This window comes from Pseudomonas silesiensis, from assembly GCF_001661075.1.
GTDB lineage: Bacteria > Pseudomonadota > Gammaproteobacteria > Pseudomonadales > Pseudomonadaceae > Aquipseudomonas > Aquipseudomonas silesiensis.
In genome coordinates, this window is sequence record NZ_CP014870.1 from 5,188,315 (window position 1) to 5,209,208 (window position 20,894).

Annotated in this window: 17 protein-coding genes; 6 read left to right on the top strand and 11 right to left on the bottom strand. The window is 61.2% G+C overall.

Annotation, left to right across the window (positions count from 1 at the left end; translation table 11 throughout):
• Window positions 1-91: 91 nt before the first annotated feature.
• Entirely contained in the window at window positions 92-952 is an 861-nt protein-coding gene (locus PMA3_RS23065; RefSeq protein ID WP_178084775.1) for a MurR/RpiR family transcriptional regulator, read from the top strand.
• 64 nt (window positions 953-1,016) lie between these two features.
• Here PMA3_RS23065 and PMA3_RS23070 read toward each other — a convergent pair whose 3' ends face one another.
• From PMA3_RS23070 to edd, 11 genes are all read right to left on the bottom strand, one after another.
• On the bottom strand, window positions 1,017-1,871 hold the full coding sequence (locus PMA3_RS23070; protein ID WP_064679354.1) for a D-hexose-6-phosphate mutarotase: 855 nt from the start codon (window positions 1,869-1,871) through the stop codon (window positions 1,017-1,019).
• Window positions 1,872-1,987: 116 nt separating this feature from the next.
• Window positions 1,988-3,334, bottom strand: a complete 1,347-nt coding sequence (locus PMA3_RS23075) for a carbohydrate porin (protein WP_064679355.1) — start codon at window positions 3,332-3,334, stop codon at window positions 1,988-1,990.
• Between the two features lie 220 nt (window positions 3,335-3,554).
• Complete coding sequence (locus PMA3_RS23080) at window positions 3,555-4,715, bottom strand: ABC transporter ATP-binding protein (RefSeq protein WP_064679356.1); 1,161 nt, start codon at window positions 4,713-4,715, stop codon at window positions 3,555-3,557.
• A 3-nt stretch (window positions 4,716-4,718) separates the two neighbouring features.
• The gene (locus PMA3_RS23085) at window positions 4,719-5,564 is read right to left on the bottom strand and encodes a carbohydrate ABC transporter permease (protein WP_064679357.1); all 846 of its coding nucleotides are present in this window, start codon (window positions 5,562-5,564) and stop codon (window positions 4,719-4,721) included.
• Window positions 5,557-6,465, bottom strand: a complete 909-nt coding sequence (locus PMA3_RS23090) for a carbohydrate ABC transporter permease (RefSeq protein WP_064679358.1) — start codon at window positions 6,463-6,465, stop codon at window positions 5,557-5,559. The genes PMA3_RS23085 and PMA3_RS23090 overlap by 8 nt, the downstream gene beginning before the upstream one ends.
• 167 nt (window positions 6,466-6,632) lie before the next feature.
• Entirely contained in the window at window positions 6,633-7,940 is a 1,308-nt protein-coding gene (locus PMA3_RS23095; RefSeq protein WP_064679359.1) for an ABC transporter substrate-binding protein, read from the bottom strand.
• Between the two features lie 116 nt (window positions 7,941-8,056).
• Entirely contained in the window at window positions 8,057-9,316 is a 1,260-nt protein-coding gene (locus PMA3_RS23100) for a D-mannose isomerase (RefSeq protein WP_064679360.1), read from the bottom strand.
• A 235-nt stretch (window positions 9,317-9,551) separates the two neighbouring features.
• On the bottom strand, window positions 9,552-10,979 hold the full coding sequence (locus PMA3_RS23105; protein ID WP_420848705.1) for an ATP-binding protein: 1,428 nt from the start codon (window positions 10,977-10,979) through the stop codon (window positions 9,552-9,554).
• A gap of 31 nt (window positions 10,980-11,010) precedes the next feature.
• Window positions 11,011-11,742, bottom strand: coding sequence for a response regulator (locus PMA3_RS23110; protein ID WP_064679362.1), 732 nt, complete (start codon window positions 11,740-11,742; stop codon window positions 11,011-11,013).
• 176 nt (window positions 11,743-11,918) lie between these two features.
• A complete protein-coding gene (locus PMA3_RS23115; protein WP_064679363.1) occupies window positions 11,919-12,869 on the bottom strand; it encodes a glucokinase in 951 nt (316 codons plus the stop codon).
• Window positions 12,866-14,692: a phosphogluconate dehydratase gene (gene edd / locus PMA3_RS23120; protein ID WP_064679364.1), complete on the bottom strand. Its 1,827-nt coding sequence runs from the start codon at window positions 14,690-14,692 to the stop codon at window positions 12,866-12,868. The genes PMA3_RS23115 and edd overlap by 4 nt, the downstream gene beginning before the upstream one ends.
• Before the next feature lie 220 nt (window positions 14,693-14,912).
• Between edd and gap the strand changes: the two genes are divergently transcribed.
• The 5 genes from gap (at window position 14,913) to PMA3_RS23145 (ending at window position 20,817) form a co-directional block, all read left to right on the top strand.
• The gene (gene gap, locus PMA3_RS23125; protein WP_064679365.1) at window positions 14,913-15,914 is read left to right on the top strand and encodes a type I glyceraldehyde-3-phosphate dehydrogenase; all 1,002 of its coding nucleotides are present in this window, start codon (window positions 14,913-14,915) and stop codon (window positions 15,912-15,914) included.
• A 3-nt stretch (window positions 15,915-15,917) separates the two neighbouring features.
• Window positions 15,918-16,382, top strand: a complete 465-nt coding sequence (locus PMA3_RS23130; RefSeq protein WP_064679366.1) for a methylglyoxal synthase — start codon at window positions 15,918-15,920, stop codon at window positions 16,380-16,382.
• Between the two features lie 77 nt (window positions 16,383-16,459).
• Window positions 16,460-16,987: an RNA polymerase sigma factor gene (locus PMA3_RS23135; RefSeq protein ID WP_064679367.1), complete on the top strand. Its 528-nt coding sequence runs from the start codon at window positions 16,460-16,462 to the stop codon at window positions 16,985-16,987.
• Between the two features lie 90 nt (window positions 16,988-17,077).
• Window positions 17,078-18,043, top strand: coding sequence for a FecR family protein (locus PMA3_RS23140; protein ID WP_064679368.1), 966 nt, complete (start codon window positions 17,078-17,080; stop codon window positions 18,041-18,043).
• 182 nt (window positions 18,044-18,225) lie between these two features.
• The gene (locus PMA3_RS23145; protein WP_064679369.1) at window positions 18,226-20,817 is read left to right on the top strand and encodes a TonB-dependent receptor; all 2,592 of its coding nucleotides are present in this window, start codon (window positions 18,226-18,228) and stop codon (window positions 20,815-20,817) included.
• The last annotated feature ends 77 nt before the right edge of the window (window positions 20,818-20,894 follow it).

Below are 20,894 nucleotides of genomic sequence, written 5' to 3' on the forward strand. Positions count from 1 at the left end.
CGGGCCCGATCAAAGTCCCAATTTGCATTAGCCCGGGCCCTTATTTGCATTGCTCTCTTGTTTGCAGAGCCAAGGAACCTATATGGACCGCGTGCGAAATTTACTGGAGCAGATCCAGAATCGCCTTGAAGACCTGAACAAGGCAGAACGTAAAGTCGCCGAAGTGATCCTGCTCAACCCACAGCAGGCCACCCGGTTCAGCATCGCCGCCCTCGCCCAGGCCTCGAAGGTCAGCGAGCCGACGGTCAACCGTTTTTGCCGGTCGTTCGGTGTCAGCGGTTACCCCGAACTGAAACTGCAGCTGGCCCAGAGCCTGGCCAGTGGCGCGGCGTATGTCAGCCGTGCGGTCGAGGCCGATGACAACCCTGAAGCCTATACCAAGAAGATTTTCGGCAGTGCCATCGCCTCATTGGACAGTGCCTTGCAGGCGCTGGATCCGAACCTGATCAGCCGCGCCGTCGACCTGTTGATCCAGGCCCGGCAGATCCACTTCTTCGGCCTCGGCGCCTCGGCTCCGGTGGCGCTGGACGCGCAGCACAAGTTCTTCCGCTTCAACCTGGCCGTCACCGCCCATGCGGACGTGCTGATGCAGCGCATGATTGCTTCGGTCGCCCATACCGGCGAGTTGTTCGTGATCATTTCCTACACCGGCCGCACCCGGGAACTGGTGGAAGTGGCGCGCCTGGCCCGGGAAAACGGCGCTTCGGTGTTGGGCCTGACCGCTGAAGGTTCGCCATTGGCCAAAGCCAGCACCTTGAGCCTGAACATTCCGTTGCCGGAAGACACCGACATCTATATGCCGATGACGTCGCGGATCATTCAACTGACCGTGCTGGACGTGCTGGCGACCGGCATGACCTTGCGCCGGGGGGTGGATTTCCAGCCGCATTTGCGCAAGATCAAGGAAAGCCTGAATGCCAGTCGGTATCCGATTGGGGATGAGTTTAACTAGGCCAACATTTTCACTGCCTGTTCGGGCCTCATCGCGGGCAAGCCGCTACACCGCAAGCCTTGAGCTAAACTCCAACCCGCGCCTGCAAACTCAAATGCGCTTTCTGCCCCGGCGCCAGGCTCAGGCTGTCGGTCCCGCCGCTCGCCGCTTCGACACAGACAAACTCGCCCATTTCGTTCCAGCTCACCCCCAGCAACGGCCGTGACCCGGGATGCCAGACCACCGTGTCCGCATCGTCGCCGGTGTCGATGCACAACGCCCGCTGCCAGGCGTGATCCTTGAGCTGCAACTCCCCTTCCTGCTGAAACACTCGCTGACAGCCGCCCTCGACTCGCAACTCGCCATCCTGCTGGCAAACCTGGCGGTTCAAATGGTCGTAGCCGTGCGCCCCGTCAAGGCCAGACAGCGCTACCTCACCAACGTCGCCAATACGCCAATACGCGTGCAACGCCTGACTCAACTGGCACGGCAGGCTGTCCTGATGCTCGGTGCACAGGCGCAACTCCATGCGCTCCCCCAGGTGCGCATGCAAGTCCACTTGCCAGTCACACAACTGCAGTTGCCAGTGCAGACGTACGCCGTCGTCGTCACTGCTACTGTCCAGCAGCTTCCAGTCGAGCAGCCGGGCCCAGCCATGGGACGGCCAGGCGTTTTCGCTCGGATGGCGACCATACCAGGGCCAGCACACCGGTACCCCGCCGCGAATCGCCCCGACATGCGGCCATTTTGCCGCGCACCAGAGCCAGGGTTTCTGGTCCCGGGGCTGAAAGTGCAACAATTGCGCGCCCTGCCGACTGAACACCGCCTGACACAGCGGATGATCGATCACCAGCACATCGCGCATCTGATAGCGCTCCCACGCGAATACCGGCCGTTTGCGCAAGGATTTGTAGAAGCGTTGTAGCGGATGCTCATGCATGTGCCACGGTCCTGAAAATCATCCTGTTCCCCGGGGTGCGCCGCCCCCAAAAAAAAGCGGACAGCCTTGGCCGTCCGCAAAAATGCGCATATGGAGAGGAGCTTATCGCAACAACGTTAGAACACCGACTGAATTTTCAAGCCGGCCACCAGCGCATTGTCCACTTCGTCCACACCGCCCGGGTGAGTAATGTATTGCAGGTTAGGTCGCACGGTCAGCCAGTTGGTAACGTGGAAGCCGTAGTTGATCTCGTAGTTGTACTCGGTGCTACGCAGCGGCGAGAACAGTGGATCCTCGTACTCGGTAACACCATTGGAGGCGTTGACCAGCTCGGCGTTTTTCTTCACGTCATCATTGACATGGATACGGGCGAAACCGATACCCATGTCATCTTTTGGACGTGCATCGAACGGGCCTTTGTACACAAACATCAGCGACTGGTAGTTGTCGACGAAGTTGGTGTCCTTGTCGTGAAAAGTGGCGTTCGCTGCGATGTTCAGACCGCGGGACGCGTCACCGTTGTGGCTGGTGAGTTGTTGCTGCGCCACGAACCAGTAGCCGTGCTTGCTATCGTGGCTGCGATAGGCGTTACCGCTGGTTGCTGCATCATTGCCGTCGGCATCTTTACGGACGTCATCGGCATTGGCCGTACTTTTGTAGTAACCGACACGGTATTCGCCCGGCAGGTTGCCAGGGTTCGGCAACCAGACCAGTTCCACCGGCAAGACGGTGCCCTCGGTACCACTGCCGCTCAGCTTGAAACCGTTACCGTGCTCCAGTTGCGAGGGGTTCTGGTTGTACGCGCCGATCTGCGCATACCACTCGGGCGAGATGTTGTACTTCACGCGGACCGCAGCTTGCATGACCGGCCAGTTGTACCAGATGTTGGTCGCCCAGTTACCCACCTGGGACCCGCAGAACGCCAGGTTCTGGAACTCGCAGGGGAAGGTGTTGAAGTCTTCGCCTTCGCCGAAGTAACCGGCCTTGACGTCCAGTTTATTGTCGAGGAACTGGTGCTTGATCCACAACTGGGTCAGACGGACCATATGGCCACGGCCGTAGACTTCCTGGGAGGAACTCAAGGTACCGGCACGCGGGTCGCCGACACGGTCATTGGAGATGTTCTCGCCATTACGGTTGGTGAGCTGGAACTTGGCCTGGGTGTTATCCCAGCCCCACAGCTTTTGCAGGTCCAACGCCACGCCCAGGCCAAACTGGTCGGCGTAACGCGCCGTCTTGTCGTCGTTGTAGCCGCCATGGAGGTTGCCACCCACTTCGCCGACGTAGTCCATCTTGATGTCGATACCCTGCTCGATCAGCCGGGTCCGCTCACCACCCCAATCACCGGTCATCCATTCGGAATCGGCGCTGAACGCGTCAGCCGCCTGCACACTGCCGGCCAGCGTCATTGCCGCAATCGCTGATAACTGGCAGATAAGCTGAGCGTTGTTGTTCTTCTTCATCCCTACATCCTCGTTTTATTGTTATTAACTTTTTTTATCTAACGCGGTGACATCGGTTGCGGTGGACGACAGGCTGTCCGCCGCATATCCCCTTGTAGGAGCCAGGCTTGCCGACGAAGGCGTCCGTGAAATCGCCTTCGCCGGCAAGCCTGGCTCCTACGGGCGAAGGCGTCACTGAAAGCGCGTTCGCCGGCAAGCCTGACTCCTACAGTTTTGATCTTCAGCGGCCTTTGAATTGGGCTACGTTGGCAGTGTGGGCCTCGGTTTTCGGCAGGACGGCCACCCCCAGCCGCTCACCGGTTTTCGCATCGAACAGCAACACTTTCGATGGGTCGAACTGCAGGGTCAGGGTCTCGCCCACGGCCGGCGCGACGTCCGGCGCAAGGCGGCAGCAGACCTTGGTTTCGTTGAGGTTGACGAACACCAGGGTGTCGGGCCCGGTCGGTTCGGTGACCTGGACTTCGGCGCGGATGGTCGGCAACCCGTTCGGCTCGCTGCCCGCCAGCACGATCTGCTCCGGGCGCATGCCGAGGATCACTTCGCGGTCTTCGAGCCCGGCGTCCTGCATGCCCAGCGGCAACTCGCAACGCGCCTGGCCACTGTCGAGCAGCGCCACCAGACGACCGTCCTTGCGCTGCAGACGCAGGGGGATAAAGTTCATCGGCGGCGAACCGATGAAGCTCGCCACGAACAGGTTGGCCGGGTTGTTGTAGATGTCTTTCGGCGTGCCGAACTGCTGAATGATCCCGTCCTTCATCACCGCCACCTTGTCGCCCAGGGTCATGGCTTCGATCTGGTCGTGGGTCACATAGACCGTGGTGGTTTTCAGGCGCTGGTGCATCAGTTTCATTTCGGTGCGCATCTCGACCCGCAGCTTGGCGTCGAGGTTGGACAGCGGTTCATCGAACAGGTAGATCTTCGGCCGCCGCGCCAGGGCCCGGCCCATGGCCACACGCTGTTGCTGGCCGCCGGAGAGCTGTCCGGGCTTGCGGCTGAGCAGGTGTTCGATCTGCAGCAGCTTGGCGACGCGGGCGACTTCTTCGTCGATCTCGGCGGCGGGCATCTTGCGAATCTTCAGGCCGAACGCGATGTTGTCGCGCACGCTCATGGTCGGGTACAGCGCGTAGGACTGGAACACCATGGCGATGTCGCGATCCTTCGGGCTCATGCCGCTGATGTCGGCGTCGTCCACCAGGATCGCCCCGCCGCTGATGTTTTCCAGACCGGCGATGCAGTTCATCAGCGTGGATTTACCGCAGCCCGAGGGGCCGACCAGGATCAGGAACTCACCGTCATCGATCTTCAGTTCGATGTTCTTCAGGGTGTCCGGCAAACCGGCGCCGTAGGTCTTGTTGACGTTGCGTAATTCGAGAGTTGCCATGTTTTACCCCTTGACCGCGCCGGACGTCAGCCCACGCAGGAAATACTTGCCAGCGAATATGTAGACCAGCAGTGTCGGCAGCCCGGCGATCATCGCGGCGGCCATATCAACGTTGTATTCCTTGGCCCCGGTGCTGGTATTGACCAGGTTGTTCAGGGCCACGGTAATCGGCTGGGCGTCGCCACTGGCGAAGACCACGCCGAACAGGAAGTCATTCCAGATCTGGGTGAACTGCCAGATCAGGCAGACCATCACGATCGGGATCGACATCGGCAGCAGGATCTTCCAGAAAATCGTGAAGAAGCCTGCGCCATCCAGGCGTGCGGCCTTGACCAGTGCATCCGGGATGCTCACGTAATAGTTGCGGAAGAACAGCGTGGTGAACGCCAGGCCGTAGACCACATGCACCAGCACCAGGCCAGTGGTGGTATTGGCCAGGCCGATCTTGCCGAGGGTGAACGAGGCTGGCAGCAGGACAGTCTGGAACGGCAGGAAGCAGCCGAACAGCAACAGGCCGAAGAACAGTTGCGAACCGCGGAAGCGCCACATCGACAGCACGTAGCCGTTCATTGCACCGATGAAGGTGGAGATCAGGACGGCGGGCACCGTGATTTTCACCGAGTTCCAGAAATAGCTGCCGACACTGTCCCAGGCCTTGATCCAGCCGATGCCGTCGATCACTTGCGGCCAGCTGAGCAAGTTGCCGGTGCGGATGTCTTCCGGGGTCTTGAAACTGGTCAGCAGCATCACCACCAGCGGGATCAGATAGACCGCAGCGGCCAGCAGCAACGTGGCGTAGATGGCGACGCGGCTGAAACTCAGGGCCGGTTTGCCAAGTTGATTACTCATGGCGTTTGCCTCGCAATTCGGAGTACAGGTACGGCACCAGAATCGCCAGGATCGCGCCGAGCATCATCATGGCGCTGGCCGAACCAATGCCCATCTGGCCCCGGCTGAAGGTGAAGGAATACATGAACATCGCCGGCAGGTCGGACGAGTAGCCAGGGCCGCCCGCCGTCATGGCCGCCACCAGGTCGAAGCTCTTGATCGCGATGTGCGCGAGGATCATGAAGGCGCTGAAAAACACCGGGCGCAGGCTCGGCAGCACGATCTTCAAATAGATGGTCGGCAGGCTCGCGCCGTCGACTTGCGCGGCACGGATAATCGACTGATCGACACCGCGCAGGCCGGCAAGGAACATCGCCATGACAAACCCTGAGGCTTGCCACACGGCGGCGATCACCAGGCAGTAAACCACACGATCCTGATCCACCAGCCAGTCGAGACGAAAGCCTTCCCAGCCCCAGTCACGCAGCATCTTGTCCAGGCCAAGGCCTGGGTTGAGCAGCCACTTCCACGCGGTGCCGGTGACAATCATCGACAGCGCCATCGGGTACAGATAGACGGTGCGGATGAAGCCTTCCTTGCGAATGCGCTGGTCCAGCAGCACGGCAAGGAACACCCCCAACACCAGGCTGATGCCGATGAACATGCCACCGAAGAGCGCGAGGTTCTTGCTCGCGACCCACCAGCGATCGTTGTCCATCAGGCGGATGTATTGCTGCAGGCCGACCCATTTGTAGCTCGGCATGAAGCTGGAATTGGTGAAGGACAGTACGAATGTCCAGATGATGTAACCGTAGAAGCCAACCAACACGATCAGCATGCTCGGCGCGAGTACCAACTTGGGTAACCAGCGTTGCAGCGCATCGAACGGTGAGGCTTTGCTGAAAACCGCCACAGAGCTCATCGGGATAATCCAGTTGAAGAGGAATCGGATCCGCACGGCGATCCCTTGTAGGAGCGAGGCTTGCCCGCGAAGGCGGTGTAACGGGTGACAAATGTGTTGAATGTCAGATTGCTTTCGCGGGCAAGCCTCGCTCCTACAGGGGAACGCGTTCAGATATGTACCGCAGATTACTGGGCAGCTTTCACAGCCGATGCCAGTTGCGCGCTGGCCTTGGCCGGGTCAGCGTTCTTGTCGTTCATGAAGTTGGTGACGACGTCGAAGATCGCGCCTTGCACGGCCAGGGAGGTCGCCATGTTGTGCGCCATGCTCGGCTGCAGGCCGCCGGTCTTCTCGTCCGCCAGGAAGTCCTTGGCCGCGGCTTGCGCGCAAGCATCGAAGCCCAGGCCGCTCATGTCGTTGAGCATGTCGGTGCGCACCGGGATCGAGCCTTTGTTGATGCTGAAGATTTTCTGGAAGTCTTTACCCAAGGCGACCTTGGCCAGGTCTTGCTGGGCGGCGATGTCGCCTTTGCGGTCAGCCTTGAGCTTGAACACGGCCAGCGAGTCGATGTTGTAGGTGAAGGCTTTTTCGGTGCCCGGGAACGGCACGCACTCGTAGTCCTTGCCCGCGACTTTCTTCGCCGCGGTCCATTCGCTCTTGGCCCAGTCGCCCATCATCTGCATGCCGGCCTTGCCGTTGATGACGTCGGCGGCGGCGATGTTCCAGTCACGACCGGCGCGGTTGGGGTCCATGTAGCCGGTGAGTTTTTTCAACTCGGTGAAGGCCTTGGTCATTTCGGCACCCGAGAGGGTTTTCTGATCCAGGTCTACCAGGGCTTTTTTGTAACCGTCGGCGCCCATGACCGAGAGCACCACGTCTTCGAACACGGTGCTGTCCTGCCAAGGCTGGCCACCGTGGGCGAGCGCGATAAAGCCTGCGGCCTTGAGCTTGTCGCCGGCGGCATAGAATTCTTCGAGGGTGGTGGGGGCTTTGTCGATCCCGGCTTTCTTGAACACTTGCGGGTTGATCCACAACCAGTTGACGCGGTGGATGTTCACCGGCACCGCAACGTAGTCACCTTCGTATTTTACGGTGTCGGAGACTTTCGCAGGCAGCAGGCCATCCCAGTTTTCCGACTTGGAAACGTCTTTCAGCGCATCAGTGCTGAGCAGGCCCGTGCTGCCCCACTCCTGGATGTCGGGGCCCTTGATCTGGGCGACGCCTGGCGGGTTACCGGCAACGGCGCGGCTTTTCAGCACGGTCATGGCCGTGGAGCCGCCACCACCGGCGACGGCGCCGTCCTTCCAGGTGAAGCCGTCTTTTTCGACTTGAGCCTTGAGCACATCGACTGCTGCCTTTTCACCACCGGAGGTCCACCAGTGAACGACTTCCACCGAGCCTTTGGCATCGGCGGCAAGGGCACTCAGCGGGAATGCAGACAGGGGAAGCAGTGAAGCGAGAGAAATGACAGTAGCGAGGCGAGAAATCGCATTCATCTGGAAGTACCTTTCTTGTTGTTATGCATGCAAGTCTGGTGCTTGCGCTGCATGGATTTTAAACAGGAGTCATGCCTTCGCAGGTAACGAAGGGACGCAGGAATGTCACCACATGGTTACACAGGAGCGCTCTGGGACAACTGCCCCAGCGCAGTGGCCATGCTGGGCGCCAGCGGCAGGCGCGGGATCAGCACGGCTTGCCAGGCGTGATACAGGTCGGGTTTGCCAGCCCAGATATCGGCACTCGGGCGGTTCTGTGGATCGAGTTCGTGATACCAGCTGCCGTCGCGACGGTCGATGAAATGACTGTCACAAAACTCCCAGAACAGCCGGTACCAGTGCTCGTAGCGTTCGTCGCCCGTGCGCTTGAGCAGAGCGCTGGCGGCGGCGCTGGCTTCGCAATGGGTCCAGTGCAGGCGATGACGAACCACGGCGCGATTGTCCCAGTCGAGGGTGTAGACAATGCCCGGCGCACCGTCGACGTTCCATCCGTCACGGCAGTTGTTGTCGAACAGTTTTTGCGCATCCGTGGCGAGCCAGCCTGGCGCCGGCATCCCGGCCCGGACCCGCGCCGCTTCGAGGTGCAGCAACAGCCGCGCCCACTCGAAACCGTGGCCGGGCGTGGTGCCGTAGGGGCGGAACCCGTCGGCCGGATGGTCGTGGTTGTACTCGAGCAGCGGTTGCCAGTCGCGATCGAAATGCTCGACCACCAGAAAGTCATTGGCGGCGGCGTGCGTATGGATGACGCGCTCGACGATGCGCTGGGCGCGGACCAGCCAGCGGTTGTCACGGGTGACGTCGGCCAGGGCGAGGAAGGCTTCGGTGGCGTGCATATTGCTGTTGGCGCCGCGATAGGCTTCCTCGACGTGCCAGTCGCGATTGAAGGATTCGCGCATAGCGCCTTCCTCTTCGCTCCAGAAATACGTGTCGATGATGTGGATGGCGTCATCGAGCAAGGCCAGGGCGCCGGGGCGTTGCGCAACGACCGCGGAACTGGCGGCCAACGCGACGAACGCGTGCAGGTAAGCCGCCTTGCCGGTATCGCCATCGCGATGATGGGCGGTGGCGAACCAGCCACCGTGCCCGGCGTCGCGCAGCGGACCGCCGAGGGCTTTGACACCGTGATCCACCAGCTCAGCAAAACCCGGCAGCCCCTGGATGTGGGCCATGGCGAAACTGTGGGTCATGCGCGCGGTGTTCATGGTTTCGGCGCGGGCGTTGGCCGGCAGGCGGCCCTTTTCATCCAGGTTGCCGAAGCCTTCGGGAAGCTTTGCGGCCTTGGCGAACGCCAGCAGGCGCAGACCTTCGGCGGCGAGCCATTGCTGATGGGCAGGTGCATTCAGCCAACTGCTGAAGGCGGGTTGGAAGGTGTCCATGGGGGGCCTTTTTTTGTTGTTATGACTGAGGGCAGTCTAAACAACGGGCGGGGGCGGGCTTGTAACGAAGGGGGTGGGTTATGTCACCAACCTGTGACATTTGCCTTGAGATATGTGTTGAATGGTCTGACGCCATCGCGGGCAAGCCCGCTCCCACAAGGTTCTGCACATATTTTCAGAAGGTAGGTAATCCTGTGGGAGCGAGCTTGCTCGCGATGGGCGCGACGCGGTCTGACTAATCAATACTGCGAGGCAATTGAAGGGTCACGCGCAACCCGCCTTCACGCAGGTTTTGCAGGCTGACTTCACCGCCATGACTATGGGCAATATTGCGCGCAATCCCCAACCCCAACCCATAACCCTGCTGCTGCCCCGCCAACCTGAAGTGCGGCTCGAACACCTGCTCCAGCCGCTGCTCCGGCACCCCCGGCCCTTCATCATCGACATGCAGGACAAACGCGCTGTCATCGTCATCGATGTGCAGGTGCGCGTTCTGCCCGTACTTCAACGCATTGTCGATCAGGTTGCCAATGCAGCGCTTGAGCGCCAACGGCTTACCCGGATAAGGCGCCAGCGCCCGTCCTTGCTGGGTCACCCGGCCATTGCCATTGGGCGCCAGGTACGGTTCCACCAGACAATCGAGCACATGATTGAGGTCCACCGGCTCGATATTCTCGTGAATGTCGGTGTCTTTCACGCATTGCAGCGCGCCTTTGACCAGCAACTCCAACTCATCCAGATCGCGCCCGAACTTGGCTTGCAGTTGTTCGTCCTCCAGCAGTTCGACCCGCAGGCGCAAGCGGGTAATCGGCGTACGCAGGTCATGGGAAATCGCGCTGAACAACTGGCTGCGTTCGGTGAGATAACGGCTGATGCGCTCGCGCATGGCGTTGAAGGCACGGCCCACTTCGACCACTTCACTGCCACCGCCCTCTGCCACCGGTTCGACTTCGGCCCCCAGCGACATATCGCGCGCCGCCCGTGCAAGACGTTTGAGCGGTCGGCTCTGCCAGTGCACCAGCAGGCCGATGAACAACAGCAAGAAGCCGCTCGTGAGCACGATGAACCAGACCTGCTGCGCCGGCAGCCCCTGTTCTTCAAGGCTGGTGTAGGGCTCGGGCAACAGCGAAGCGATGTACAGCCATTCCCCCGGCGCCATCTGGATCTGGGTGACCAGCACCGGCGGATTGACCGGTTCCAGGGTCAGCGCGTAATGCGCCCAGGAGCGAGGCAACTCGTCGAGTTTGAGGCCGCCGTTGAAAATCCGCAGGTCTTCGGGGCTGACAAAGGTCACCGAGATATCCGTGTCCTGGCCCAGGGACTGGCGCAGCACTTCGTCAACCGCTTTGAGCACTGCCGCTTTGCGCGGGGTAATCGGCAGCACTTCCATGCCCAGGGGCTTATCGTTGAGGGTCACCACGAACCGGGTGCCGCCCATGCTGCGCAACTGATCGAGCACCAGCGGCCGGAACGCCACCGGCAATGAACGGAAGTAACTGACGCTGGCGGTCATCGAATGCGCAAGGCTGCGGGCGCTGGTGACCAGCCCTTCGAGCTGGGTCGCGCGCAGCTGCGAGACCCAGATCACGCTCGACAGCGCCTGGGCGAACAGCACCGCCAGCAAGGTCAGCAGCAACATCCGTCCCAGCAGCGAACGCGGCACGGGCACCTTGGCCGCGAGCTGGCGGAAAAACTCAGTGGCCATTACTGGCAACCACGGTGGCTGCCAGTTGGTAGCCGCTGCCGCGCACGGTACGGATCAGCCGCGGCGGTTTTTCGGTGTCGCGCAGACGCTGACGCAGGCGGCTGACGGCCATGTCGACGATGCGATCCAGTGGCATCAGATCGCGGCCACGGGTGGCATTGCCGATGGTGTCGCGGTCGAGGATTTCCTGAGGGTGATCGAGGAACAGTTTCAGCAGGGCGAAATCGGCACCGGAGAGAATCACTTCTTCGCCGTCGATGTGGAACAGGCGGTGGCTGACCATGTCCAGGCGCCAGTCATCGAAGGCCAGCACTTCACCGCCGGAGCGTTCCTGGCCGAATTGCGCGCGGCGCAGCAGTGCTTTGATGCGTGCTTGCAGTTCACGGGGACTGAAGGGTTTGCCCAGGTAGTCGTCGGCGCCCAGTTCCAGGCCGATGACCCGGTCGGCCTCGTCGGAACTGGCGGTGAGCATGATGATCGGCACCTGGGCCTGACGCGGGTGCTGGCGAATCCAGCGGCACAGACTGAAACCGTCTTCGTCGGGCAGCATCACGTCGAGAATCACCAGATCGCTGGGTGCCTCGTTCATGGCCTGGCGAAAGCCTGCGCCATCGGGCGTGGTCCGGACCTGGAAACCGGCACGGGTCAGGTAGGTGTCCAGCAACTCGCGTATCTCTTGATCGTCATCGACCAACAAAATCGACTTGTTGACTGAGCTCACGGGAGGCGTCCTTGTTATTTGAGTTGGGACGGATTATGCCTGATCGATCAAAGATCTATGTTGTCTGTGAGGGCCTCATCGCGGGCAAGCCCGCTCCCACAAGGTTATGCGCACATTTTCAGAATCTAGGTCCCCCTGTGGGAGCGTGGCTTGCCCGCGATGAAGGCGACGCGGTTTCAAGCCTGATCCAGCGCCACCCCCGCCCCCATCAGCCCCGGATACGGCGCCGTCACCAGCCACACCGGAATGCCCTTGAAGTAATCGCTCATGCAGCCCTTGTCGGCAAAGCACCGCGCAAAACCGCTTTCGATGAAGAAGTCGGCAAACCGCGGAATCACCCCGCCCACGATGTACACGCCACCGCGCGCACCGGTGGTCAGCACGTTGTTGCCGGCCACACGACCGAGCCAGCAGCAGAATTGCTCAAGCACTTCCAGGGCAATCGGATCCCCCGCCAGACCGGCCGCCGTAATCGACTCCGGGGTATCGAGCACCGCCTCGTGGCCGTCCACCGCACAGATCGCCCGATAAACCCGCGGCAAGCCACTACCGCTCAATGCCGTTTCAGCGCTGACATGCCCGATCTCGTTGAAGATGTGTTGCCACAGTTGGGTTTCGCGCAGACTGCTCAGGGGCAAATCGACGTGACCGCCCTCCCCTGGCAATGCGGCGAACCGGCCTTCACCCAGATCCAGCAACGTGCCAACGCCCAAACCTGTGCCGGGGCCGATCACCACCGCGGGGCGCAAGGGTTCCGGGGTGCCTTCGCAGACCACCCGGAATTCGCCCGGCTGCAACCGGGTCATGCCCAACGCCATCGCAGAGAAATCGTTGACCAGCAGCAGTTGGTCGACCTGCAAGATCTCGCAAAACTCTTTGCGACCGAGCCGCCAGTGATTGTTGGTGAACTTGAATTCATCGCCGCTCACCGGGCCCGCCACCGACAGGCACACCGAGCCGATCGAACCCGGCGCCAGGCCGAGTCCGCTCAGGTAGAGGCCGATCGCGTCGATCGGGCTCGCATGGTCTGCCGTCGCCAGCACCTGGATCGATTCCAGCTGCTGGTTTTTCCACAACGCGAAACGGGCGTTGGTCCCTCCGATGTCACCGACCAAAGCCAGTTTCAATTAAGCGTCTCCAGGGCAGAAGTAAAGGCGCTGGCGCCCTGCTCTGCGGAGCTGAAGGCCATGCGCATGAAACCGAACAGTTCGCGACCGCTGCCGATGTTATTGGCCAACAGGCCCTTGGCAGGTTCGCGCGCTGCAAATTCCTCGGCGTCCACCTTAAGCTCCAGAGTGCCGGTGACGCCATCGACGCGGATGATATCGCCCTCTTGCACCCGTGCCAAAGCGCCGCCCACATAAGCTTCGGGGCTGACGTGAATCGCCGCCGGGATTTTCCCCGACGCGCCGGACATGCGCCCGTCGGTCACCAGTGCGACTTTGAAGCCACGATCCTGCAGCACGCCGAGGAATGGCGTCATCTTGTGCAGTTCCGGCATGCCGTTGGAGCGCGGGCCCTGGAAGCGCATCACGGCGACGAAGTCCTTCTCCAGCAAACCGGCCTTGAACGCATCGGCCAGGTCCTGCTGATCCTGGAACACCATGGCCGGCGCTTCGACGACCTGATTTTCCAGGGCCACCGCCGAGACTTTCATCACTCCGCGACCGAGGTTGCCTTCCATCACGCGCAAACCGCCCTCTGGCGAGAACGCCCGAGCGACCGGGCGCAGGATGGCTTCGTCGAGGCTTTCGATCGGGCCTTCGCGCCAGACCAATTCGCCGTTATCGAGGAAAGGTTCCATGGTGTAGCGGCTCAGGCCGTGGCCCAGCACCGTGTTGACGTTTTCGTGCAGCAGCCCGGCCTCCAGCAGTTCGCGGATCAGGAACGACATGCCGCCCGCCGCCTGGAAGTGGTTGATGTCGGCTTTGCCGTTTGGGTAGACGTGGCTCAGGGTCGGCACCACCTCGGAGAGGTCGGCCATGTCCTGCCAGGTCAATTGAATGCCCGCCGCCATGGCGATGGCCGGCATGTGCAGGGTGTGGTTGGTCGAGCCGCCGGTCGCGTGCAGCGCCACGATCGAGTTGACCAGCGAACGCTCGTCGACGATTTCGCCGATCGGCATGAAGTTGCCGTTCTGCTTGGTCAGGCGCGTGACCTGATGCGCCGCTTCACGGGTCAGGGCATCGCGCAACGGGGTGTTCGGGTTGACGAAAGAGGCACCCGGCAAGTGCAGGCCCATGACTTCCATCAGCAACTGATTGGTGTTGGCGGTGCCGTAGAAGGTGCAGGTGCCGGGGCTGTGGTAGGACTTCATTTCCGATTCCAGCAACTCTTCGCGAGTCGCCTTGCCTTCGGCGTAGCGCTGACGCACGTCGGCTTTCTGCTTGTTGGAAATGCCGGAGACCATCGGCCCGCCCGGGACGAAGATCGTCGGCAAGTGACCGAAACGCAGGGCGCCCATCATCAGGCCCGGCACGATCTTGTCGCAGATGCCCAGCATCAGCGCACCGTCGAACATGTTGTGGGACAGGGCCACGGCGGTGGACAGCGCGATCACTTCCCGGCTGGGCAGGCTCAGCTCCATCCCCGGCTCGCCCTGGGTCACGCCATCGCACATGGCCGGGGTACCACCGGCGAACTGGCCGACGGAGCCGATTTCGCGCAGGGCTTTTTTGATCTGTTCAGGGAAGACTTCGTACGGCTGATGCGCCGAGAGCATGTCGTTATATGACGAAACAATTGCGATGTTGGCGGCATTCATCATCCGCAGGCTGTGCTTGTCATCGCTGCCGCAACCGGCCACGCCGTGGGCGAAGTTGGCGCACTGCAGCTTGCCGCGCATCGGCCCGTCGCTGGCGGCACCACGGATCAGTGCAAGGTAAGCCTCACGTGTTGCACGGCTGCGGGCGATAAGCCGTTCGGTGACCTCAAGGACGCGGGGATGCATGTGTAGAACTCCAGGCTAACGGATGTGGCGACCTGATTGTCTATGCAGAACAAGGACCGTTGTCGATGGGATGACAGACGGTTTTCTTGATCGGTTGGACCAGTTGATTCAGGTCGCTCGTTGTAGATTAAACAAAATATTGCCATTAAAAAGGCTTGTTTTCTATTTTTATGCGAATAATCTTGTAATTCCAACAACAAAACGACGGCGGCCCTGTTAAATGACTCTTCGAATCGCAATCAATGGTTTTGGCCGAATTGGCCGTAACGTGCTTCGTGCACTGTATACCCAAGGCTATCGCCAGGACCTGCAGATCGTTGCCATCAATGATTTGGGCGACAGCGCGATGAATGCTCATCTGCTCAAGTACGACACTGTTCATGGCACGTTCGACGCGCAAGTGCAGCACGATCAGGAAAGCCTGACCGTCAACGGCGACCGCATCTCGGTCAGTGCCATTCGCAACCCGGCCGAGCTGCCCTGGGCGGCGGAAAAGATCGATGTGGTATTCGAATGCACCGGCCTGTTCACCGACCGGGAGAAGGCCGCCGCGCATATTACCGCCGGTGCGCGCAAAGTGATCATCTCGGCCCCGGCCAAAGGCGCCGACGCAACGGTGGTGTATGGGGTCAACCACGATATCCTGCGTCAATCGCATCAGATCATTTCCAATGCTTCATGCACCACCAACTGCCTGGCCCCGGTGGCCCAGGTGCTGCATCGCGAGCTGGGTATCGAAAGCGGCTTGATGACCACGATCCACGCCTACACCAACGACCAGAACCTGACCGACGTCTACCACAGCGACCCGTACCGCGCCCGTTCCGCCACCCAGAACATGATCCCGAGCAAGACCGGCGCCGCCGAAGCGGTTGGCCTGGTGCTGCCGGAGCTGGCGGGGAAACTGACCGGCATGGCCGTGCGTGTACCGGTGATCAACGTATCGCTGGTGGACCTGACCGTGCAGCTCAAGCGCGAAGCGTCGGCGGCTGAAGTGAACGCCTTGCTCAAGGAAGCCAGCCGGCATTCGAAGATTCTCGGTTACAACACCCTGCCGCTGGTTTCCAGCGACTTCAATCACAACCCGCTGTCGTCGATCTTCGACGCCAACCACACCAAGTCCAGCGGCAAGCTGCTCAAGGTCCTGGCCTGGTACGACAACGAATGGGGTTTCTCCAACCGCATGCTCGATAACTGCCTGGCGTTGTGCAACGCGGAATAACCCATGATCGGTATCAGCTTTACGCAAAAGACCCTGGCGGCGCGCAAGCGGATCGCCCTGGTCGCCCATGACCACTGCAAGGTGTTCCTGCTGGACTGGGCCGAGCGGCACAAAGACCAGCTTGCACAACACGAACTGGTCGCCACCGGCACCACCGGATTGTTGTTGCAACAGCGTCTGGATTTGCCGGTGGAGAGCATGATCAGCGGCCCGCTGGGTGGCGACCAACAGCTCGGCGCGCGGATCGCCGAGCAGCGGGTCGACATGCTGGTGTTCTTCTGGGACCCGTTCGAACCGCAGCCCCATGACCCGGACATCAAGGCACTGCTGCGGGTCGCGGCAGTCTGGAACATTCCTGTCGCGTGCAACGAATGCAGCGCCGATTATCTGCTGAGCAGCCCGCTGATGGATCAGGCGCACCCGCACCGGATCCCGGATTACGCCACCTATCTGCTGGGCCGCGCATAAACCTTCACAAATGAGTCCTTGACCACTCGAGCGGATGATAAGCATTATCATTCGCTCGACATGGATCAGGTCCTCCCGTGAGTCAATCGCGCTTCAATCACGTCTTCATCGCCCAGCGAGTCTCTCTGCTGCGCACCCTGGAGCGGATGGTCAACAATCACAGCACCGCCGAAGACCTCCTGCAGGAGACCTACCTGCGCGTCACCCGGGCGCTCGGTGAACGGGCGATCGATCACCTCGAACCCTTTGTGTTCCAGACCGCCCGCAACCTGGCGCTGGACCATTTGCGTGCGCGTCGCATCCACTCGCGCACCCTGCTCGATGACGTGCCGCTGGACGTGGTGCAGGCCGTCGCCTCCCCCGTGAGCAGCGCCGAGGACGCCGCCCACGCCGAACAATTGCTGGAGCGTTTGAACGTGAGCCTCAACCGACTCAGCGCCCGCCAGCAGCAGATTTTCATGCTCAGCCGCCTGCACGGGCACAGTTATCTGGAGATTGCCGAGAAGCTCGGCGTGTCGTTGAGCACCGTGCAGAAGGAACTGAAGCTCATCATGGCGATCTGCATCGGTGTTGCACAAAGGCACGACGGCAGCGGTAAGCCCTAAGCTGCAAGCTAAACGCCGAACCGAGCTTGAGCTTGCAGCTTGTGGCTTGAAACTTGAAACTGCTTCACCTGCCACTGCCGAGGAAACACCGTGACGGACACCCACCGCTCCCCTGCGCCCTCCCCGGCACAGGACCCCGCCAGCGCAATGGACCAGGCTTTGGACTGGCTGATCGTGCTGGGCAGTCCGAGCGAGGAACAGACCCGACAATTCCATGCCTGGCTCGCCACCGATCCCAAGCATGCCGAAGCGTTTGCCAGGGCCCAGGCGATCTGGGACGGCCCGCAAATGCTGCAATGTGCGCAAAACCTGGCCACCCGACCGCCAAAGGTGACGGCCCTGTCGCGCCTGCAATCGCACTGGAAACCCTTGGCCACCGCCGCCGTGCTGATCCTCGGCATGTTCAGCTTCAGCAACCTGCCAATGCGCCTGCAGGCCGATCACTTGACCGTGGTCGGTGAGCGCCAGCGCCTGCAGCTGGAAGACGGTTCGACAGTCCTGCTCAATACCAATTCGGCCTTCTCCAGCACCATCGACGATCGGCAGCGCGTGGCCCGTTTGTATCAGGGCGAGGCCTTTTTCGACGTGTCGGCCAATCGCAGCCAGCCGCTGCAGATCGACGCCGGCCCGGTCAAGGCCAGCGTGCGCGATACCGCGTTCGCGGTGCGCTACCTCGATGGCGTGGCCCAGGTACGTGTGCAGCGGGGCGATGTCGACCTGCAGGCAACCCGCAGCGATGCGCGGGTCCGTTTGTCCGCCGGGGAAAGCATCCGCATCGGGCCCAACGGGTTCGATCGCCCGGCGAAACTCGATGCCGCCACCGACCTGGCCTGGGTCCAGGGCCGGCTGGTGTTCGAAAACTGCCCGCTGAATCAGGTGCTGGCAGAGCTGCGTCGCTACTATCCCGGCTGGATCATCAACAACAACGAGCAGTTGGCCAACGTGGCAGTGACCGGTAATTACCGCCTCGATCAACCCCTGGATGTCGTACGCTCGCTGGCCCACATCACTTCGGCACGGCTCCAGGAATTCCCGGCGCTGGTGATACTTAACTAGGGGCCGTTCTCAATCAGTTTCCCCGGCGCAGCGGGGAAACCAATTGAGAACGCCCCCTGAATGAGAATTATTTTTACTCGATAGCTGAAGGTCGTTCGTCTCGTTATAGCCAATGCAATTGATTCGCATCTCGACATGCCAATCAGCACCTATAAAGATTCGTGCGACACGGAGCGCTATCGATGTCCCCTCGCCTTTCCCGCCAGTCCTCTTCACCGTCCGGCATGCTGTCGCTGCTGACCGCCGCCATCCTGATGGCCGGCAGCGTCCCGCTCATGGCGGCTGCCGCCGACGGGCAGCCGGCCCGCAACATGGGTGACTACTCGTTCGCCATTCCCCAGCAGTCACTGGTGTCGGCGCTTAATGCGTTTACCGCGGTGACGGGCTGGCAGGTCGGCTTACCGGCCGAATTGGCGCAAGGTGTGGCTTCGCCGGGTGCGCGCGGCTCCCTGCCACCGGAAAAAGCCCTCGATCGCCTGTTGGTGGGGACCAACCTGAGCTATCGCAAACTGGGCGACAACAACATCGTCCTGGAAAAGCGTAGCACCGGCAGCGCCATCAACCTGCAACAGATGACCATCAGCGCCACTCGCCAGGAACAGAGCGTGGAAAGCGTGCCGGGCACCGTCACCGTTCACACCCGTGAAGAACTGGACCGCAACAACGTCAACACCATCAAGGATCTGGTGCGTTACGAACCGGGTGTGTCGGTGGGCGGTGCAGGTCAGCGCGGCGGGATCAGCGGCTACAACATTCGTGGCATCGACGGCAACCGGATCCTGACCCAGGTCGACGGCGTCGAAATCCCCAACGGATTCTTCAACGGCCCTTACGCCAAGACTCAACGCAACTACGTCGACCCGGAAATCATCAAGCGCGTGGAAATCCTCCGCGGCCCGGCCTCGGTGCTCTACGGCAGCAACGCCATCGGTGGCGCGGTCAGTTACTTCACCCTCGACCCGGACGACATCATCAAGCCGGGCCAGGACGTCGGCGCACGCCTCAAGACCGGTTACAGCTCCGCCGATGAAAGCTGGCTCAAGTCCGCCACCGTCGCCGGTCGGGCCGAGCGGTTCGACGGCTTGCTGCATTACAGCCAGCGTGACGGTCACGAAACCGAGTCCTACGGCAGCAACAATGGCACCGGCCTGGCACGCACCGCGGCCAACCCGGAAGACGTGCGCGCCAGCAACGTGCTGGCCAAAATCGGCTGGAACTACAACGACGATTCGCGCGTGGGGCTGACTTACGAGAAGTACAAGGACGACCGCGACAGCGATCTGAAAAGCGCGTACGGCGGTCCATTCTTCAACGGCCAGCCGACCATTCCCGACCGCATCCTCCCGGGTGGCATGTACCAGTGGCGCACCGGTAACGACACGGTGACCCGCGAGCGCTTCGGCCTGGAACACCGCTTCGCCCTCGACAGCCTTCTGGTGGACAACGTCAAGTGGAGCCTGAATCACCAGGTCGCCAAAACCGATCAGAGCACCGCCGAGTTTTACTACCCTGTCTCCCGCCAGGTGCTGCGAACCCGCGAAACGCTCTATGAAGAGAAGCAGTGGGTCGTGGATGCGCAACTGGATAAAGGCTTCAGCCTTGGCGATACCGAGCACCTGTTCACCTATGGCACCACCCTCAAGCAGCAGAAGGTCACCGGCTCGCGCAGCGGCAACGGCACCTGCCTTGCGGTGTTCGGCAGCTGCCGGGTTATCGGTGCGGTCAGCCCGAGCGATGTGCTGCGAAAGTCCAGTGACTTCCCGGACCCGACCATCAACACCTACAGCCTGTTTGCCCAGGATCAGATCAGTTGGGACAAATGGACCTTCCTGCCAGGTGTGCGCTACGACTACACGCAACTCAAGCCGCATATTACCCAGGAGTTCCTCAACACCGTGGCCGCCGACGGTCTGGGCACCGTGAGCGATAAGAACAAAACCTGGCACAAGGTCTCACCCAAGTTCGGCCTGACCTATGCCCTGACCGATCATTACACCTGGTATGGCCAGTACGCCGAAGGCTTCCGTACGCCGACCGCCAAGGCGTTGTACGGGCGCTTCGAGAACACCACCCCCGGCTACACAGTGGCGCCGAACCCGGACCTGGAACCGGAAAAAAGCAAAACCTACGAGACCGGACTGCGCGGCAACTTCGAATCCGGTTCATTCGATGTGGCAATGTTCTATAACAAGTACCGCGACTTCATCAACGAAGATGCGATCACACCCGGCGACAACGAGCTGACCTTCCAGAGCCACAACATCAAGCACGCCACCATCAAGGGCGCGGAGATCAAGGGGCGCTTGAACCTCGATGCCTTCGGTGCGCCACAGGGGCTCTATACCCAGGGTTCGGTGGCCTACGCCTACGGCCGCAACGACGACACCGGTCAACCGCTCAACAGCATCAACCCGCTGACCGGCGTGTTCGGCCTCGGTTATGACCAGGACAACTACGGCGGATTGCTCAGCTGGACCTTGGTGAAGAACAAGGATCGCGTCGACGACAGCAACTTCAAATCGCCGGATGGCGTCAGCAGCCAATTCAAGTCGCCCGGTTTTGGCGTGCTGGACCTGACCGGTTTCTACAAAGTCACCGACGACGTCACCGTCAGCGCCGGCCTCTACAACCTGACCGACAAGCAGTACTGGCTGTGGGATGACGTGCGCGGTTATGACGGCGTGGGCGAGGCAGCCGTGATCAACCCGGCCAACCTCGATCGCCTGACCCAGCCAGGTCGCAATTTCGCAGTCAATCTGATCTGGGACATTTGAACCTCTGTGCCTCGCTGCGCGGTTGTTCATCGCCGCACAGCGAGGATTTTTTACTGTCCGGCGCCTGCCCGTTCGTC

Excerpts from the sequence above, each read along its gene's own strand:
- PMA3_RS23070 (WP_064679354.1), bottom strand. The coding sequence starts at position 1,871 with ATGCATGAGCATCCGCTACAACGCTTCTACAAATCCTTGCGCAAACGG.
- PMA3_RS23075 (WP_064679355.1), bottom strand. The coding sequence starts at position 3,334 with ATGAAGAAGAACAACAACGCTCAGCTTATCTGCCAGTTATCAGCGATT.
- PMA3_RS23080 (WP_064679356.1), bottom strand. The coding sequence starts at position 4,715 with ATGGCAACTCTCGAATTACGCAACGTCAACAAGACCTACGGCGCCGGT.
- PMA3_RS23085 (WP_064679357.1), bottom strand. The coding sequence starts at position 5,564 with ATGAGTAATCAACTTGGCAAACCGGCCCTGAGTTTCAGCCGCGTCGCC.
- PMA3_RS23090 (WP_064679358.1), bottom strand. The coding sequence starts at position 6,465 with ATGAGCTCTGTGGCGGTTTTCAGCAAAGCCTCACCGTTCGATGCGCTG.
- PMA3_RS23095 (WP_064679359.1), bottom strand. The coding sequence starts at position 7,940 with ATGAATGCGATTTCTCGCCTCGCTACTGTCATTTCTCTCGCTTCACTG.
- PMA3_RS23100 (WP_064679360.1), bottom strand. The coding sequence starts at position 9,316 with ATGGACACCTTCCAACCCGCCTTCAGCAGTTGGCTGAATGCACCTGCC.
- edd (WP_064679364.1), bottom strand. The coding sequence starts at position 14,692 with ATGCATCCCCGCGTCCTTGAGGTCACCGAACGGCTTATCGCCCGCAGC.
- gap (WP_064679365.1), top strand. The coding sequence starts at position 14,913 with ATGACTCTTCGAATCGCAATCAATGGTTTTGGCCGAATTGGCCGTAAC.
- PMA3_RS23130 (WP_064679366.1), top strand. The coding sequence starts at position 15,918 with ATGATCGGTATCAGCTTTACGCAAAAGACCCTGGCGGCGCGCAAGCGG.
- PMA3_RS23145 (WP_064679369.1), top strand. The coding sequence starts at position 18,226 with ATGTCCCCTCGCCTTTCCCGCCAGTCCTCTTCACCGTCCGGCATGCTG.